The sequence below is a fragment of the Ferrithrix thermotolerans DSM 19514 genome, from assembly GCF_900128965.1.
Lineage (GTDB): Bacteria > Actinomycetota > Acidimicrobiia > Acidimicrobiales > Acidimicrobiaceae > Ferrithrix > Ferrithrix thermotolerans.
In genome coordinates, this window is record NZ_FQUL01000017.1 from 1 (window position 1) to 16787 (window position 16787).

Below are 16787 nucleotides of genomic sequence, written 5' to 3' on the forward strand. Positions count from 1 at the left end.
AGCCTCACCAACAGGAGCCTCACCAACAGGAGCCTCACCAACAGGAGCCTCACCAACAGGAGCCTCACCAACAGGAGCCTCACCAACAGGAGCCTGCTTCCTTTGTGGAGTCTTTCGAGAATGCGTTCTTTCGCGCTGTTGCTTTACCTTTACAGTTCCCATGACCTTTGGCGGAGGAGGTACGCTTATACCGAGCATCTTCGCAAGAGCTGGGATTCGTCCAGAGTGCTCTTTTGCAAGTTCGATCAAGGCGGGGGAAGCAGACTCCGGAAGTCCGACTGGTATGATCTGACGACGAATCGGCGACTCTGACGAAGCGTCTATTAGGGCGATCCACCGATCTTCTGATGTCTCAGGAGTCATAGCCTGATTTGTCGCTTCGATCAACCGATTCATGAGTTCCTGTGGAAACTTCGCTGTAGGTTCTGGTGGTCTTGCGGACAGACGCAGAGCGCGCACTATCCGCCCTTGATCAAGAGCCTCAGCGATATCGTTGGTCCACGCCTTGGCGGTAGCTTCGCTTCGCTCTTGAAGTTTTTGCTTGAGTTGCTCGGCAAGTTCTCGAGCGCGCTCATCCTTGGATCGGACTGAATCAGCCGATGCAACAACGGACCTTAGGTCACGAAGTGATATCTCGTCCGCATCTTTTAGAGCGGCCTCGGCACGATCTAGCCAGATTGCAAGTTTGGAGCCGGGAAGGAGGTTCTCGGCAAGCTTCATCATGACGTCTTCTGGCGTCTCTGGCAGCCCCTTCAAACGTGCCTCAGCGTTACCTTCTCTAAGGGCCGCTCTTACTGCTGGGATTCCGCCTCGCAAAAGTTGTTCAGCGATGGGCTTGTGTTCAGATGGAACTGACGATATGAACTCATCTTTGTGTCGAGAGCCAACCACCAAGCGTTTAAAGCGTGGCTTGGGTGCGTTCGCAGTGATGCTGGGCTGAGACAAAGTTGGATCAGGCTTAGGAGTCCGTCGTTGGTGCCTGTTTTCACTGCTGATCTCTGGTCGAGATAGTCTTTTTCGTTCGCCAGCATCAACTGAAGGTCCTTGTCTGCGAGTTCTTTCTCTAGCTTGTCTTCGCTCTCGGTCTGGACGTGTGCCCTTCGTTAGACGTGTCGTTACCAGCGGACCCGTAGCAGTAGCTGGCTTTAGCTCGATCGCGTTCTTTGGAGCCTCTTTTACCTTTGGTGGAAGGATCTGTTGAATCGTGATACCGTCAATCTCAAATAACGCTTCTGCTCGTACGATATCTCCGACCTTTGCTCCGGGGTATAGCAACTTTGAAGACAAAACACCTTTGGGCTGCTTAGCTCCGGCGGCCCTCCAAGTCCAGGTATCATCATCTCTTTTGCTCGTTAACTCTACGTCGATCCTTGAAGACATTACCTTCTCTTTGGTTGTGCTACTAGTTCCTTAGATTTCGAGGTATAACCTGGGCATCGCAAGGTAAAACACTCGGTGAGAAAGCCTAGCCGCTCTAAAGGCAATTTACTCTTGTATTGGATCATCTTTGTGTAGTGGGGAGTTCTATGTTGTGGCAGAAGTGTACTAACCATGCGGCGGAGTGTCCGTGATGCTTATCGGTGCTCATGTGTCTGCCTCTGGAGGGCTTTATAACGCCGTTTCTAACGGAGAAGAGATTGGAGCTCAGTGTATCCAGATCTTTGTTGGCAGCCCGAGAACGTGGAAAACTCCAACTCTTGGTGAAAAGGTTTTATCGAGATATCGAGAAGCTTTGGCGAACTCTGAGGTCGTGCAAGATGCGGTGGTGCATGCTTCGTATCTGATTAATCTTGGAAGTTCGGACCCGGACCTCTTTGAGAGATCAAAGGATCTGCTCATAAGTACTGTAGACGTGGCCTGTGCGATAGAGGCTTACGGTGTGGTGCTACACCTCGGATCCCACAAAGGACACGGCCTCGATGCAGTGGAGGCTCAACTCGCCGATGTGTTTGAAGAGGTAGGGGAGCGATTGCCCAGGAGCTCTAGAACAAAACTTTTGCTTGAAAACACCGCTGGCGCTGGAGGTACTATTGGGGGTTCCTTAGAGGAGGTGGAGAGGATTTTGCAACTTGGAGCAAAGAGAGCAAGAGTTGGACTTTGCATCGACACCCAACATATTTTCGCATACGGTTATGACCTTAGGAACCCTGAAGATCGTGGACGCACGATAGATAAACTCTCCAGGTTCCTTGACGCCGTTGACTGCGTACATCTGAACGACTCGAAGAGCAAATGTGGAGGGCTACACGACAGACACGAGAATCTAGGAGAGGGTGAGATAGGGGAAGATGCTCTAGCCGCCTTCCTCGGAGCTTCGATCTTTGCGAACTCACTTGTGTTTCTAGAGGTTCCTGGTGACGGTAGTGGTCCTAGGTCATCGGACGTCGAGGCAGCCAAGAGACTGCTGACGGCGAGTGGTTAGCGATAGGATGTTACGCAAATCTAACACGAGCTCTGGATTTAACTGAACCTTGCGAGAGCTCGACGTGAAATACTTTCTCCTCAACTCCAAAGAGCGTAGACGTAACTTGATTAGGCTCGATCTCAAGGGCGTCTCTAAACTCCACTAGAAGTGATCGCGGGGTGGCTTCAGAATGAAGCCCTGCTCTTTTGAGTGTCTCTTCAACAAAGACTAAATGAATGGCGTTGTTTACATGATCCATCACGTCTAGGTCACTATGTCTTAGCTCAAAGACGTCTTCGCGTATGGGGGAGTTCTTGGGAGTCTTGAGTCTATGTTGAGCGCTGACTTCGATGTTTCCGATGTCTGGACCATATACGTCGAAAAACTGACTTGGTAGAGCCTTTGCTCCCTGTCTCACTCCACCTACGTTGACCCATATCGATCTGGTATCGATGATCTTCTCGGAGTACCGATACACATCTGTGCTTCGTTGCGCCCAAGCCTTCCCAGTCCCCGAACAGTAAGTGACAAGTCTAAGGGAGTCGAGGTAGTGTGCGTTCTCCTTTACCTCGATCGACATGGACCTTAGAACCCATATGCTTATGCGATCCAACTTTGTCTCTTCAATGTCTAAGGTAGCTGCGTCATGGAGATACCTCGCCAGTGCGTCTGCACGTAGATCGCCCTTGGGGTCGGTATCGGACAGAAGTACGCGCACCTTGTGCTCGAAGGTCCGCGTAGTCCATGAAGGCTCCGAAGAAAGATCTTCGTTGGTTGATTTGTCCTTATCGTTAGTCACACGTAAAGGCTAATTTGTAATTCGCGAGCGCAAGACTTTCTTGTCGAATTTTCCTACTGAGGTCCTTGGAACTGCGTCGATAATCTCCACCCTATCTGGGAGCTGCCATTTTGGGAAACCCTCTTTTATGAGGTGTTCTCTAACCTCTTCCAAGGTTATGTTGCATCCAGGTTTCGGCACAATGCAGGCGACCGGTCTCTCCTGCCACTTTTCGTCGGGAACGGCTACAACGGCAGCCTCGGCCACTTGCTCCATTCCCATGATCGCTCCCTCCATGGCAACAGATGAGATCCATTCACCTCCGGACTTTACTAGGTCTTTGGTCCGATCTGCGATTACAAAGTATCCTTCGCTATTTTTTATCGCCACGTCTCCAGTCGCAAAGTATCCGTCGCTACTAAAGGAGTCTTTGCCTTTGCCCTTAAAGTAGGAGTCGATCACCCAAGCGCCCTTGACAAAGAGATTTCCCATGTGCTGTCCGTCGGCTGGAACCTCAGCTCCATCATCGCCTCTGAGGCTGATGGTTATGCCGGGCAAGGGAATCCCGCCTTGAGAGTACACCTTATCCAAAAGCTCATCTTTTGGAAGACTTCGTAAGTGATGTTTTGGTCTGGCTGTAGAAGCTAGTGGAGAGGTCTCGGTCATGCCCCAGGCCTGAATGATTGGGATGTTGAACTCGTCGCGATAGCGGGCTATTAGAGGCTTTGGGGGTTGAGATCCTCCACTTACGATCTCCCTGAGGTTAGGAAGCTTTATTTGAGATCTGGAGAGTTCTTCTGCAACTTGAATCCATACCGTTGGGACGCCTGCTGATATCGTGACCTCCTCGTCCCTTAGTAACCTCACAAAGCTCTCGGGATGAAGGTGAGGGTATGCAAAGACGAGCTTCGCTCCTACTGACACCGCTGCGTAGACCATACCCCACGCGTTGGCGTGAAACATGGGGACCACAGGAAGGACAGCGTCGGAAGGTCCAATTGACATTCCCGCAGCTGAACCGCAGCCCATGGCGTGAAGATATGTAGAGCGGTGTGTGTATAGCGCTCCCTTGGGCTGCCCAGTCGTGCCAGAGGTATAGCAAAGTCCGGCTGGCGTGTTCTCGTCTATCTCTCGATATGGGTAGTCTTCCTTGTGCGGGGCGATCAAGGACTCGTAACTTACCATCTGAAACGATCCGCTCTTTGGAAGGTTGCTATCATCTCCCATAACCACTACGAGCTGTACGGAAGGTATTTGGTTGGAGATCTTCTCGAGGGCTTCAACGAGCTCTGGCTCTGCAAATATGACCCGATCTTCGGCATCGTTGATGATGTATGCCAAGTCCTCAGGTGACAATCTGGCGTTCAATGTGTGAAGTATGCGCTCGGTACAGGGAACTGCGAAGTAACATTCGAGGTGACGATAGTTGTTCCAGGCCAAGGTCCCAACCCTTTCACCGCGTTCAAGTCCTAGCGAGTCGAGAGCGTTCATAAGCTGATAAGTTCTCTTTGCCATATCGGCGTAGCTGTATCGATGTCTCGTATCGATCGTCTGCTGGGTCACGACCTCGACATCGAAGTTATGTGTCAGGGCATGCTCCAACATCAGCCATGTACCAAGCTGAGTATTCATGATCGCCACTTTGGTCTCCTCCTGCAAAGACTAACTATCAAGAGGGTATCACTTTGGATGTGGTTACGTCACTTCATCTCGAATCGATCTGATATGGCTTTAGGACAGATGGACTGTACAGATAAATTACTTTGGACAACGATGTAGTATCTCGTTATGGTTGTAGAGTTAGAGCCGCCTCCCTCGCCAAAGGGGTTGGCGGCTGCTGAAGCCCATGAGGCAGCGACGCGTTGGGTGAGGGGATCTCTCTCTGGGCTTTACTTGGAGTCGGAGGGATCTGAGATCGCATCCGATCAATTTGTCGGTGGGCACAGCGCAGCGTATCAAAGACTGTCGGAGTTCGACTGCAGCGGATATGGGTCTAAGAGAGGCAACGTTTACCCAACTACCAAACGAGGGGCGTCACGTCTCTCTCCCTATATTCGACATGGGATTATCACGTTGAAAGAGGTTTATCTTTGGACGGAGAAACACTGTTCAGACTTTGATCGAGACCGTTTTCGCTCCGAGCTGCTCTGGCAGGAGTATGCACGGCATCTGTACTTTTTTTATGGAAGGGGGCTGAGGCGCCCTTACAGGTACAGACCAAAGGATCCGGTATGTAGCACAAGTACTGCTGAGTACTTCGAAGACGAGGAGATGCTGTGCATCAAGGAGGTGTACGGCGAACTGGTTCGTTCGGGATATATCGTGAATCAGAGCCGAATGTGGCTAGCCTCACACGCAACGGTCAGGCATAGAAAGGACTGGCTAGAGGGCGAGGAGATCTTCTTTCGACATCTTGTAGATGGATCCAGGGCAGCGAATCGTCTTGGATGGCAGTGGGTAGCGGGATATGCGACCGGTCGGCCGTATGGATTCTCACAGAGTCAGGTAGCGCGCTATGCGCCTCGCCTTTGCGCAAAGTGTTCCTTGAAGAGTACGTGTCCGATTCAGTTCTGGCCAGAGACGTATGAAGTTGTAATGGCTGAGCCTATCGCTAGATACGATCACTTGGTGAAGGAGATGGAGGAGATGGTCTCAGCTCGTGTTGAACCCTCAGATGTCGCATGGATAACAGCTGAGAATCTGGGACTATATCAGGAGGTACTGCGGCTGCCGCGCAAAGAAGTCCTCTTTATCTTCGATGAACCGCTGTTGAGGAAGTTGCAGATCTCGAGTAAACGGCTGATATTCATTGCCCAGACGTTAGGGGAGATACAGGAGTACTATAGCAACCTTAGAGTATTTAGGGGTGATCCAACGGATCTTCTAAAAGATAGGGAGGTTGACACATGTTACTCCCCAGTTCCTCTTTGGCGAAGATATGCAAAGAGCGCACAGCTTCGTAACGTCTATCCTTACCCTTGGCTAAGAGAACCGAAAGAAAATGAACCTTTATCTTCGTTCTCAAGGTGGCGCTCTTATCTAGAGCGAGGGGATAGGGCGAGTCGGAGAAATTAGGTGGACCTTTAGGAAAGAACTATCTCTGGGTCGTCTTTTTGTTTGGTGAGCTCGATGGTCATTAGCTCTACCATCTGCGATGCCTGCATTCTTGCCATATCCGCTAGCTTCTCAAGGCGCAGAAAGCTACCGGCCTCGGCAGACTCAACTACCGCATGAGCCAAGGTGTGAAACGCAGTGTGGGACTCTCGAATAAGTGTGAGGTTTCCGAATCGCTCTGGTTGGATGTTCATCCAGTTGTCCAGACTGCATCGGGCCGTAAGCTCCTGTACCAAATTAAGCCTTCGATGTGGAATTTTGACGTCCTGAGTTAGACGACCTAGTAGGCGAAGATGATCCAACAGAGCCCCAAACCACATCTGTGAGGAGTCTGCCATGTCGAGCCTGTAGTTTTGTGCAAAATCTCTTATCTTGTTCTCTGGCATTGGACGCGATATGCCATATCCCTGTAAAAAGCCAACGCCCGTCTGGCTCAAAGCCTCCACGTGCAACGGAGTCTCTGCACCCTCAGCTACTATGTCTACCCCTACCCCGTTTCCCAGTTGAACGATCGTGTCAAAGAAGGCGAGGTTTTTAGGTGAATGTAGTATGTCTCGAGCGAAGCCCTTGTCTATCTTGATCTCGTCTATCGGGAGTTCTCGAAAACGTAGTAACGAGGAGTATCCTGAGCCGACGTCGTCCAGGGCTATCCTGATTCCGAAGGCTCTCATTTGAGCGATGTTTGCATATGCTATCTGAGATGCAAGGATCTCACCTGTCTCAAGTATCTCTAGAACTATGTCTTTGGGATCTGAAGAGGAGGGGAGTAGTGAGAGAAGCTCTGTGGCAAAGTTAGGATCTGCAAGGTCGTCTGGTGTTGTATTAATGCTCATAAAGAGAGGTTTTTTGTCTACACGATTTCGTTGTTGAGCCGCCAGGGCTTCTTTGAAGACTGCTCGCCTAAAGTCTCTTGCCTCTCTTTTGTCTAGCTGTTGCAAAAATTCCGGCGGGGTCAAAGTACGGTGGTCTATCTTCCATCTGGTAAGGGCTTCAAAGCCAACCACCTCCCTTGTCTGTAGCGATATGATCGGTTGATAGAGTAGGAATGCGTCACCGGCACGAAATGCACTATTTACCTTTGGGAATCCTCCAAGCTCTGAGTAGAAGTTGACGCTTGCACACTTGGTTTCGGATCTCTTGGCACTATAAAGCGCCTGCTCGGCGCTTCTTAGGATCTCTTTAAATTCGCCTCCATCCGCGGGGAAGAATGCGACACCGGTTGTCCAAGTGTAAGATATGGTTCCAAGAGGTTTGGACTTGCTCACCAAATGGGACACTGAACCCCGCTTACCTATGCGGCCTGTATCGTAGCGGCTTGTTCAAAACAAAAATTTGATCTTCAGCTGGGCTGCGGTTGTAAGGGTATCGAAGAGATCCAGGACTACTTTAGGGTCTGTTGTGTCGTCGACGATTACCGCGAATTGGTCTCCGCCGACACGAAATACACTGTCGAGGTCCTCAAAGGTCTCAATTAGAGCCTTTGAAAAGTGCACGATTAGTTGATCACCAACCTCCGTGCCGTGCATTGAGTTTATCGACCGAAGATCGTCTATGTCCAAAAGGCAAAGGGCGAATGGCCTAGGTGCGGTATTGGTTTTCTTTGTCTTTGCAAAAAGCACGTTCTCAAACTGTGCCCGATTCGCCAGTGACGTGGCTTGGTCGTGTGTTGAGAGCCAGAGAGTGTTTTGTCTGAACTGAGTAGCTTGTTGTTGCTGTCTTAGAAGCCGAAGAGACTGGACGATCAACTTGTTTATCGTCTCCATCGCCTCAAGAGTGTGGGGCTGGAAGAGGTTGCTAATCGGAGAGGCCGCCACTAAAACCGACTCGGCCACGGCGTCGCCAACAGGCATTGCGACTACTGAACGCCATCTATGTGCGATAAAAAAGTCCCGCCATGGGCCCAGTCCTGGTGCGTTTATCTGGTCGTTGTTGTAGCACAACGAGTTCGAGGCGTAAGCCTTTGAAGAGAGTGGGGTTAGGTGATCGTTGACCTGTACGGGAATCTTGAAGTTTTTCATCTCACCGGCACCGGCTCCGGCTGCATCCACAATGTCAAAGCATCCGGTACTGAAGGACTCTGTCCCTAGCCACGCAGCATGGAAAATTCCCGATCCAAGGAGGCTGTCAATACAAGCGCTCATTAGTTGCGGCTCTTCTGTGATCTGTTCTCCAATAGAGGCGATGATCTCGGTAAAGCGAGCGGTGAGAGCAACTAGCTTTCTAGAGCTGACGGACCCTACTCTCAGTGTGTCCCTCTCGGTCGTCTGTGCAAAGAGTGCTACTGAGTACTCATTAGGAGCGCAGTCCTCTCCGCGCTTTACGATAGCTGCCACCCTGTACCCTTGGTTGCGAGTGCTAGAAGCCGACTTTATCTTTATGTATGAAGATCCCACATACCCCGGACCGAGCGTATTTTCTGAAAAAGCTGTCGTTACATCAAAGCCGGGCAGTAATTGGGATATGTTCATCCCATCTACAGCTCCAGGAGGTATGGAGATGAAGTCGAACCATGGGTCGAGGGCTGTAAACGCTGTAATTAGGCCAAAGCGGTTGCACGACAGCGTGCCAATCTCAATGGCGGTGCCTCCGGATAAGAGCTTTGACTCATAGGCCTGATCGTTAGTTATGGACCAAGGCTCCTTTGATCCATCGCCACTAACGTACTCCGAGTTCACATACCCTCCCAATACCCAACCGAACCTCACACTGAAAGTGTTTCTTAACTCACTTAGAACGGTAATTGACTACTGTTGAGCATATACCTATTTCTCAGTCGGTGTTTATCTGTTTTTACAGATATTTATAAATTCTGAAGAAGTTTTTTAGAAATGGGACTTTGGTCCCGGGATGTTCTCTGAAGCCGCTACTCAGATGGACGAACTGTTGCCACGCATAGTGGGCGAGCGATACATGCATAGATCGCAAGAACTTAAAGTAATCTCTCCCAAGGCTTGATCTACTCTATAGGAGATAGCATCTAGAAGTAGCTTACCGGGACCTATCTCTTGGCCTAGAGTTAGCTTTGGGGAAGGCTCATGGGTTTTGGACCAGGCGTAAGCCTGATCGAACATTCGATCGATTAGTAGTCCGTGAAATAGAAAGTAAGGCTGAACTACGACCTCTCGATACCCCATCTTGTAAAGACTTTCGAGTGCATCAGGCACGGAGGGCGCTGCCAAAGAGACAAAGGCGCTTTGCACTGAAAGTGGGTCGAGCTGCAACTGTTCTGTAACTAGCCGTGAGGCTTTGTAGAGCTCAGCGTTGCCATCAGGATCTGTGGATCCACGCCCCACCAACAACACGGCTCGATCTTCACTGGCCTCTGTGTGCCCATATGCTTCAACGATCCGTTCACTGATCGCAGTGACTACTTCAGGTAGCGTTCCAAGGAAGCTGGAGTAGGTGACCTTGAGGGACTTGTTCCTCGACGATCCTTTGGCGCGAGCTACAAGGACAGGACCGTCGTCTTTCATGTGTCCAGCGGGAAAGAGGACTACGGGTACAACTACCAACTCATCTAGGTCCTCTGCCTCTAAAAAGGTGTCCATAGCTAGATTCATCTCAGGCTCTGCAAGCTCGATAAACCCTCCACTTACAGCTATGGGGAATCTTTGATTGGCTAAAGAGATCAACTCCATGAACTGATCTTTGCCTCGCTGGGACTTTGTCCCATGCCCCATAAGAAATATCCCTCGTCGTCTTGAATTCATGGTCAGTGATCCTCTCCGTATTCACCTTCAGAGACGATTTGATAAGTTCCCTTTGCCATCTTGATAACAGCGTTCACTGCTCCGGCTGTAACGGCAGTGCCCCCACGTCTACTCAGATTTGTAATGTATCTCCTACCTTCTTTTACAAGGCGGGTCTTGGACTCATAAGCTCCCACGAAACCAACCGGCATTGCGATGATTAGGGGTGAGAACTTACTTTCAGCTGCCAAGTCCAATAGAGCCTCCAGAGCCGTGGGTGCGCATCCTACTACGTAAATGGTGTCTTTATCTCCAAATACTTGAGCGGCGTGGCGCATGGCTGCATATGACCGAGTTTGATTTGCTAGCAAGGCATAAGGTAGCTCAAACGCAGAGACGGTTGCATCGCTGTAGATCAGGTGAGAGAGAGAGGTAACGTCGGTGACGATGCGTACTTGATCCATCTCTTTGAAGGTGGCAACCATGTCTCTTACCACATCTTGACTGAAGCTCATCTCCTCGACATAGGAAGGTTCCGCACTCGCATGAACTACGCGTGCAACAACCTCACGCTCGTAGAGGTCAAAGCCGTAGAGGTTGACCTCTTTCTGTATTAGCTTGAAGCTCAGTGTCTCTATCTCGTTGCCAAGCAAGAAGCTCCTCCCAACTTTGTTATTGTAGACAACCTTTACCTCGAGGCTCCTTTTCTTTCGGGGCTTCGTAGTAGAAAGAGATCGATCCAGCGGGACATACGTCCACACAGTCAAGGCAGCCAGTGCAGTTTTGTGTCAAAATCTTAGGAGGTCTCGACGGGGCTGCGACTAGAGCCTTAGCTGAACATGTCAACAGGCAAAGACCACACCCCTTGCAGCTGTCTAAGATCTCTACTGTCACTTTATGGATCGTGGGGGTTGTTTCCGTTCTAGTGGGCGCCATCGACGCTGTATCCCCTTGGTGTATAGATATACTCTCCTTCTAGAGCCGAGGATGTAGAACCCACAATTACGACCGTCTCCATGTCGACGAGGTTCTCATCCAGATCGCCTAAGGTAGTCACCGTAAGGTTCTCTGAGTCTCTGGTGACAGACTTTGCCAGTAGCACGTAAGTGGAGTTGCCTCGTATCTCCTTTAGTATCGAAATGGCGCGCTGAAACTGCCACCTTCTTCCTTTGGATCTAGGGTTATAAATCGCCACGACAAGGTGCGTGCCAGCGAGAGACCTAATAGCCTGTTCTATCTTTGACCATGGAGTGAGCAGATCCGACAGGGATATGTAGGCGTGGTCGTGACCCAAGATCGCTCCCTTAGCGGCTGAGGCGGCGAGCGCCGCAGTGACACCCGGCACTACTTCAATGTCGTAGCTAAGGGAGGATAGATCTCTAGAGGCTCTGGTCTCAAAGACCAAAGACGCCATGGCGTAAACCCCTGGATCCCCCGAGCAGATAAGGGCCACATCGTGACCCATCTCCGCCTCCTCGATGGCGCGCTCAACCCGCTTTGACTCCTCACCTATCTCGTAAGGGATCCGTTGCTGACCGTTTGTAAGGAGGTCGCTGCACAGCTCTAAGTAGCCTCTAAAGCCAATCACTATCTCGGCGTTCGCTATAGCGATCTCGCTGCGCCTGGTTCTATGAAGCGGTGACCCAGGTCCAACACCGACGATCCTAAGCTTCCCCCTCGGCGCGATCTCTGCCACCGCAACTGTGGCTTGCTCGAACTTTATCTTCTCAAGGACCAGTCTAGACCTGGGTCCAAGAGCCAAGAGGGCTGCAGCCTCGGCCACCGAGGAAGTTCCTACCTCTTCCATGACCTTTGAGGACGGATTTGGAACCCTTACTCCTCTAAGCTGCTCTGACGTAAACGCCAAGACGGGAAGACCAAGGCCGGTTACTGCGTGATGGTCCTTCCTGCGATCGATCGTTGCCACAGCAACGAAGTCGCTGATTTTAAGCCCAACCTGTGAGGCGGCTTTTATTACAGCGGATCGCATCTCTTCTTTAGTGCACGACAAAGAACAACCGACCCCTAATACAACCGAGCGTTCTTTGGTTAGATGGACGATCTTCTTGTCCGAGTCATAGGTGGGATCGGTGGATGAAGCCTCTGTTCTAAGGACAAATCCTAAAGAACGGTCGGCCTCAAAGTTGACTTCTCTCAGTGCCGGCGGCAGATCTTCTCTTTGACCCTCAAGCCAAAGAGGCATACGATTGTTTATACGACCTTGTATTGCTGGAAGGTCTCCTGAGACGCGTACCCCTGGGATCTCATCTAGCGAAGGTGCGTTTCTCAGGTCGGATGCGGTCGTGACGATCGCCTTGGCTCCTATGGTCTTTTCAAGGTACCTTGCAGCCTGATTTCCACCTTTGTGCGCACCGAGGAGGACCACACTGTGTTGCAAGGTGTCATCCACGCACACTACTGCGGGATCTGCGGCCTTTGTTAGACGTGCCCGAGCGATCGCTCGGACAGCGATCGGGGCTGCACATACATAGATGATTAGATCGAAGACTCTGAAAAGATCATCTACATCTTTAGCCTCTTTGAAGGTGTAGATCTTGGATCCGACTGCCTGCCTTACCGGTTCAGCTGCTAATGAGTTAGAGACTATCACTGAGTTGGTGGCACTCGGTATAAAGTCGCTTGCGCTAGGGGTCATAGGTTATATCTCGTTCCAGGCTAGAAATACAGGGTTCGAAGGAACAAGCCTAGTGTGTGAGCTACTTTTGCTAAACGGAGAGAGGGTAAAAGAGACGATCTCTTTGACGTTGCCAAAAGCCTCGTAGGCAAGTGATAGATCTAGGGGCGAGACGAATACAGCACATATCCGGGCAGGCCTCCTTAGAGCTTTGGAGGTCTCGTAGGCAAGTTCCACGCCGCCCCCTCCAAAGAAGATCGCTGCGGGATCGATATCGTTTACTTCGTTAGGATTAAAGGTCTCATTTTTTAGGACTGATGTAACCCCGAATGACTTTAGGTTCGTCCTTATCGTTGGGATCTTCCTTGCATCTTTTTCGTACTGGTAAAGCACGAGGTCTGGACGAAGTCTCGCTGCAAGTATACCGACACCGCCGTAACCAGCGCCAACCTCTAAAAACACAGAGCCCAAGCTTAAGCTGTCGACTTGAAGCAGAGCCATGACAAGGGCTTTCACCTCTATCTTGGAGAAGTTTCTATCAGGATGTGAAAACTCTTTCTCAGAAAAGGCCGATGGCATCTTAGAAGGAGGCTCTGATCTAAAGATTAAAGACGCTGTGTCTGGGTGGCGTCTTTTTAGGAGGAGAACTACGGCGTTGGATGAGTAATCCTTATGTGGGGGCTCTGGTCCAGTAACTCTCTCCCTGTCTGTCATAAGGTCTTCGAATATCCATATCTCATGCCCTTTTACGCCTCTGGCGCCAATCAGGCTAAGGATCTCAAGTGGAGGGAGCTTTGGGCCACAAAGTACAAACACTCCACCATTATCTTCGGAGAGGGCTGTATCTAAGGTCGACACAAACTCTTCCTCTTTACGACCGTGGGCTGAGAGTACGACCTTGTCTTCCCAGGGTATCTTTAGTCTTGCTGCCGCTATCGACACCGATGATGGGGCAGGTAGAACCTCAAAGTCAAGGTTGTTGGCGGAGAGATAGCTTGTGATGCCGAAGAACCCTGGATCTCCACTTGCGACCACCACTACTGGATGCTCTACGGATGCAACTATCTCTGCCAAGGAGCTAAGGGGTTTGGGATACTCCTCGATCTTTGTGTTTGCGGTATCTACAAACTTCGCTATGGCCTTGGCTCTCGATCTATTCGCTAAGACCGTCTTTGCGCTAATTAGTCGTTGGATTGCATCCTGGTTTAGCTCCGAGATCGTATCTCCAACCATGCCGATAACCGTTATCAACCTCTTCGGATCTCCTTGTAAAGAGTCGGCAGTTCTTTGTTTGTCGATACGACGGCTCTTTTTCCCTCTAGATCCACCATTGTTATATCGATGTTCGCTTTGGTTGCTATGTCTTCCTCGCACCTCTTTTTGGCCAAATAGACGAGGCTATAAAGAGGTTCTAGCTCGTTGTTCTCAAGACAAACCTCAAAAAAGTGTCTTGCGGTATTCGTAGCGGTTGCGGCCTCTACGATCACCTCATTTGCTGATGACTGCTTTGCAACGGTCCTAAGTAGAGACGTGTCCACGTTTGATCTGTGAAAGTGCGTCATCATCATCCCTTGTGCCAACTTGGTGACTTTGCCAACCATTCCGATCCACTCAACTGAGCGGAACCCTACCTTTGCGCAGTGTCTGAAGGCGACGCCGCTAAAGTCTCCTACCTCCGCAAATACCAAAGGCGATAGCAAGGGAAAGAGGGATCTAGCACAGGCCTCGCTTCTCGAACCTGTGGCGAGCACCATCTTGTTTGAACCTTGGGCGATCGCCACGTCTATCTGCTGGACCATCGCCGCTCTAAAGGAAGCGGTGGAGAAGGGTTTTACTATTCCAGTGGTTCCAAGGATAGAGATACCCCCCAAGATGCCTAGGCGATCGTTGGTGGTTTTCTTGGCCATCTCTTCGCCTCCGGGCACTGAAATCGTTACCTCAACGCCTCCTTGGTATATCTCTCTGATCGCTTCCCGTATCATTTTTTGAGGTACTGGATTTATGGCAGGACCACCTATGGGAAGCCCTAGCCCAGAGAGTGTCACTCGCCCAACTCCCTCTCCTCCCAGTATTTGGATCTCGGGGCTGGAGCTTATTAGCTTGCACGATGCGGTTATGTGAGCTCCGTCGGTACAGTCCGGGTCGTCTCCTGCGTCTTTCACCACGAAACAGCGCCCAAGTTCATCTACTTCAACTTTGAAGGTGGCCCTTCCACCTTTGGGAAGGGGTATGTCCACCAAAGCGGGAGAACTTCCCCTTAGATTCTTTATCACCTCGGCTTTGGCTGCGGCCGCTGCGCAGGATCCGGTCGTCCAGCCGTTACGTAGATGTTTTTTGTTAGAAGGCGCTGGCGCCATCACGTCTTGAAGGTCGATGGGGTCTAGATCTTGAGGCATAGTTACCTAGCTACAAGGAGCTGCGTAACGCCTTTGTAGGTCTTCCCACTGTGTTGCCTACCGACTTTTTCCTGAACTTGTGTGCGAAGCTTGGATTGTATAGGTGAGAGCGTAGTGGCTCGCTATCAAGGGCGTCTCCTACCAACACCAAGACGGTTCGTCTTGCACCAATGGAGTTCATCGTTGCAGCTAGATCCCCTAACCTAGTCATCTGAAGCTTTTCGTCATCCCATCCAACTCTTACGACAACAGCTACAGGCGTCTCTACATCGTAAGCGCTACCCTCACAAAGAAGTTCGTCCTGAAGTTCCTTTGGGTAGCTTCCCGATAGAAAGACGCACAGGGTCCCTCCGACCTTTGCATACGCAGATACTGTCTCCCGATGAGGCATCGATCCCTTGGTCTTTTTGGCCATCCGAGTAAAGACGACGCTTTGTGACACCCCAGGTACCGTAAGTTCTCGCTGCAGAGCTGCTGAGGCAGCGGCGACTGAGGTTACCCCCGGCACGACCTCGAAGTCAATATTGTGTTCTTCGAGGTAGTCGATCTGCTCTTGGATTGCGCCGTATATCGAAGGGTCGCCTGAGTGAAGTCGCACCACCTTTTTGTCCTTGTTGGCGTCGTAAAGAGCTACTACATCTTCTAGGGTCATCCCGGCTGAGTCATATATCTCGCAGCGTGACCTATCTACATAGGACAGGATTGAGGGGGGTATCAAGGACGAAGCCCAGATAACAACCTCAGCGTCTCGCAGTCGTTCTACGCCTCGAAGAGTTATCAGATCTTCGGCTCCGGGTCCTGCACCAACTAGAGATATCACAGACTCACACTCTCCTACCGTCTCTTTGCCTTGTGGCGTCAGGCGACGGACACCTGTCACCTACCTATCTAATCAAGCTTATTGTTCCAAGATGACTTTTTATCTGCCCCTTTATGATGTAGGGGTGGAACTACTACGGTGCTTAGATAAGGAAGAGGACCGTCAATCTCTGAAAGTGGCAAGACTCTAGATGTAGCTGTGCCAACCTCAACGCCGACTATGGCGCCCTCGAGTCTTCCCGATCGATACAGGGAAGCCTTGATCTCGGGTATCTTAGATCCACCTTTATAGATCACGACCGCTCTATCTGGGCGTTGCGCCGCAAGGTCGATATCTTTTATGTCCGCCAGTCCACTTAGGAGAATCAGCGAGTCGTCTTCATCTGTTAGTTCCATAGGGTGACCCGATAGGACCGCTTGAAACGCCATAACTCCAGGGATTGAACGTATAGATAAAGCGGGATCCATGGCCTTTAGATACTTTGCCATAAGCCCAAAGGTCGAGTAGATGTTGGGATCGCCAAGTGTTATGAAGGCGACTTTTTTGAAAGAGTTGGAGTTGGCAATTGCCAGAATTTGCCGAGACGCCTCCTTAGCACTTTGCTCTCTTAGAGATATCCCCTGTGGTCCTTGGGTCATGTCAAAGAGTATTCTTGTGACTTCGATGTCGGGGAGTATCGCCTTTACTACCGACTCCGCCCTACCGGCAGAGTCCTCCTTAGAGGTTGGAGCCGCTATAAGGTCTGCTTCCTCAATCGCCCTAATGGCCGCAAGGGTCAACAGGGAGGGGTCACCCGGTCCCACGCCTATGCCTGTGATGGTAATGGACTGTGTCATCGTCTAAGAATGTAGCAACCCTTTGAGCAGCATATCGGAGATGTTAGAACAATTAGGAAAACTTTTGTTTACTTTCTGTGGTGGATATGTCACATTTAAGCTATTTTGTTGTCTA

14 protein-coding genes and 1 pseudogene are annotated in these 16787 nt (G+C 50.7%); 2 read left to right on the forward strand and 13 right to left on the reverse strand.

From position 1 onward, the window contains the following. Window positions 1-1380: pseudogene (locus BUA24_RS12480) on the reverse strand (hypothetical protein); the annotation flags it as partial. Window positions 1381-1570: 190 nt separating this feature from the next. Between BUA24_RS12480 and BUA24_RS06620 the strand changes: the two are divergent. After that, on the forward strand, window positions 1571-2422 hold the full coding sequence (locus tag BUA24_RS06620; RefSeq protein ID WP_072790286.1) for a deoxyribonuclease IV: 852 nt from the start codon (window positions 1571-1573) through the stop codon (window positions 2420-2422). A 10-nt stretch (window positions 2423-2432) separates the two neighbouring features. Here BUA24_RS06620 and BUA24_RS06625 read toward each other — a convergent pair whose 3' ends face one another. Both BUA24_RS06625 and BUA24_RS06630 read right to left on the reverse strand, forming a co-directional pair. Next, window positions 2433-3203: an acyl-ACP thioesterase domain-containing protein gene (locus tag BUA24_RS06625; RefSeq protein ID WP_072790288.1), complete on the reverse strand. Its 771-nt coding sequence runs from the start codon at window positions 3201-3203 to the stop codon at window positions 2433-2435. A gap of 9 nt (window positions 3204-3212) precedes the next feature. Continuing rightward, complete coding sequence (locus tag BUA24_RS06630) at window positions 3213-4814, reverse strand: long-chain fatty acid--CoA ligase (protein ID WP_245790338.1); 1602 nt, start codon at window positions 4812-4814, stop codon at window positions 3213-3215. Between the two features lie 156 nt (window positions 4815-4970). Here BUA24_RS06630 and BUA24_RS06635 point away from each other — a divergent pair, with 156 nt between their 5' ends. Further along, entirely contained in the window at window positions 4971-6257 is a 1287-nt protein-coding gene (locus tag BUA24_RS06635; protein WP_072790290.1) for an FAD-binding domain-containing protein, read from the forward strand. Window positions 6258-6265: 8 nt separating this feature from the next. Here BUA24_RS06635 and BUA24_RS06640 read toward each other — a convergent pair whose 3' ends face one another. The 10 genes from BUA24_RS06640 to cobI all read right to left on the reverse strand — a co-directional run bounded on the left by BUA24_RS06640 (window position 6266) and on the right by cobI (window position 16672). Then, window positions 6266-7561 carry an EAL domain-containing protein gene (locus BUA24_RS06640; protein ID WP_072790293.1) on the reverse strand — a complete coding sequence of 432 codons (1296 nt, stop codon included), beginning with the start codon at window positions 7559-7561 and terminating at the stop codon, window positions 6266-6268. A 54-nt stretch (window positions 7562-7615) separates the two neighbouring features. Next, window positions 7616-8971, reverse strand: a complete 1356-nt coding sequence (locus tag BUA24_RS06645; RefSeq protein WP_143146433.1) for a GGDEF domain-containing protein — start codon at window positions 8969-8971, stop codon at window positions 7616-7618. A gap of 192 nt (window positions 8972-9163) precedes the next feature. After that, a complete protein-coding gene (locus tag BUA24_RS06650) occupies window positions 9164-10006 on the reverse strand; it encodes a sirohydrochlorin chelatase (protein ID WP_072790299.1) in 843 nt (280 codons plus the stop codon). A 2-nt stretch (window positions 10007-10008) separates the two neighbouring features. Further along, entirely contained in the window at window positions 10009-10638 is a 630-nt protein-coding gene (locus tag BUA24_RS06655) for a precorrin-8X methylmutase (protein ID WP_072790302.1), read from the reverse strand. Window positions 10639-10657: 19 nt separating this feature from the next. After that, window positions 10658-10921, reverse strand: coding sequence for an ATP-binding protein (locus BUA24_RS13380; RefSeq protein WP_143146434.1), 264 nt, complete (start codon window positions 10919-10921; stop codon window positions 10658-10660). Next, complete coding sequence (gene cobJ, locus BUA24_RS06665; RefSeq protein WP_072790304.1) at window positions 10908-12641, reverse strand: precorrin-3B C(17)-methyltransferase; 1734 nt, start codon at window positions 12639-12641, stop codon at window positions 10908-10910. The genes BUA24_RS13380 and cobJ overlap by 14 nt, the downstream gene beginning before the upstream one ends. A 3-nt stretch (window positions 12642-12644) precedes the next feature. Further along, window positions 12645-13871, reverse strand: a complete 1227-nt coding sequence (cbiE, locus tag BUA24_RS06670) for a precorrin-6y C5,15-methyltransferase (decarboxylating) subunit CbiE (protein WP_072790307.1) — start codon at window positions 13869-13871, stop codon at window positions 12645-12647. Then, complete coding sequence (locus tag BUA24_RS06675) at window positions 13868-15016, reverse strand: cobalt-precorrin-5B (C(1))-methyltransferase (protein ID WP_072790309.1); 1149 nt, start codon at window positions 15014-15016, stop codon at window positions 13868-13870. Before BUA24_RS06675 ends, cbiE begins: the two co-directional genes overlap by 4 nt. A 10-nt stretch (window positions 15017-15026) precedes the next feature. Further along, on the reverse strand, window positions 15027-15896 hold the full coding sequence (gene cobM, locus BUA24_RS06680; RefSeq protein ID WP_218587428.1) for a precorrin-4 C(11)-methyltransferase: 870 nt from the start codon (window positions 15894-15896) through the stop codon (window positions 15027-15029). 8 nt (window positions 15897-15904) lie between these two features. Then, complete coding sequence (gene cobI, locus BUA24_RS06685) at window positions 15905-16672, reverse strand: precorrin-2 C(20)-methyltransferase (protein ID WP_072790312.1); 768 nt, start codon at window positions 16670-16672, stop codon at window positions 15905-15907. Between the last annotated feature and the right edge of the window lie 115 nt (window positions 16673-16787).

Coding starts and splice junctions, on each gene's coding strand:
- cobI (WP_072790312.1), bottom strand. CDS start 16,672: ATGACACAGTCCATTACCATCACAGGCATAGGCGTGGGACCGGGTGAC.
- BUA24_RS06650 (WP_072790299.1), bottom strand. CDS start 10,006: ATGAATTCAAGACGACGAGGGATATTTCTTATGGGGCATGGGACAAAG.
- cobJ (WP_072790304.1), bottom strand. CDS start 12,641: ATGACCCCTAGCGCAAGCGACTTTATACCGAGTGCCACCAACTCAGTG.
- BUA24_RS13380 (WP_143146434.1), bottom strand. CDS start 10,921: ATGGCGCCCACTAGAACGGAAACAACCCCCACGATCCATAAAGTGACA.
- BUA24_RS06675 (WP_072790309.1), bottom strand. CDS start 15,016: ATGCCTCAAGATCTAGACCCCATCGACCTTCAAGACGTGATGGCGCCA.
- BUA24_RS06630 (WP_245790338.1), bottom strand. CDS start 4,814: ATGAATACTCAGCTTGGTACATGGCTGATGTTGGAGCATGCCCTGACA.
- BUA24_RS06620 (WP_072790286.1), top strand. CDS start 1,571: ATGCTTATCGGTGCTCATGTGTCTGCCTCTGGAGGGCTTTATAACGCC.
- BUA24_RS06635 (WP_072790290.1), top strand. CDS start 4,971: ATGGTTGTAGAGTTAGAGCCGCCTCCCTCGCCAAAGGGGTTGGCGGCT.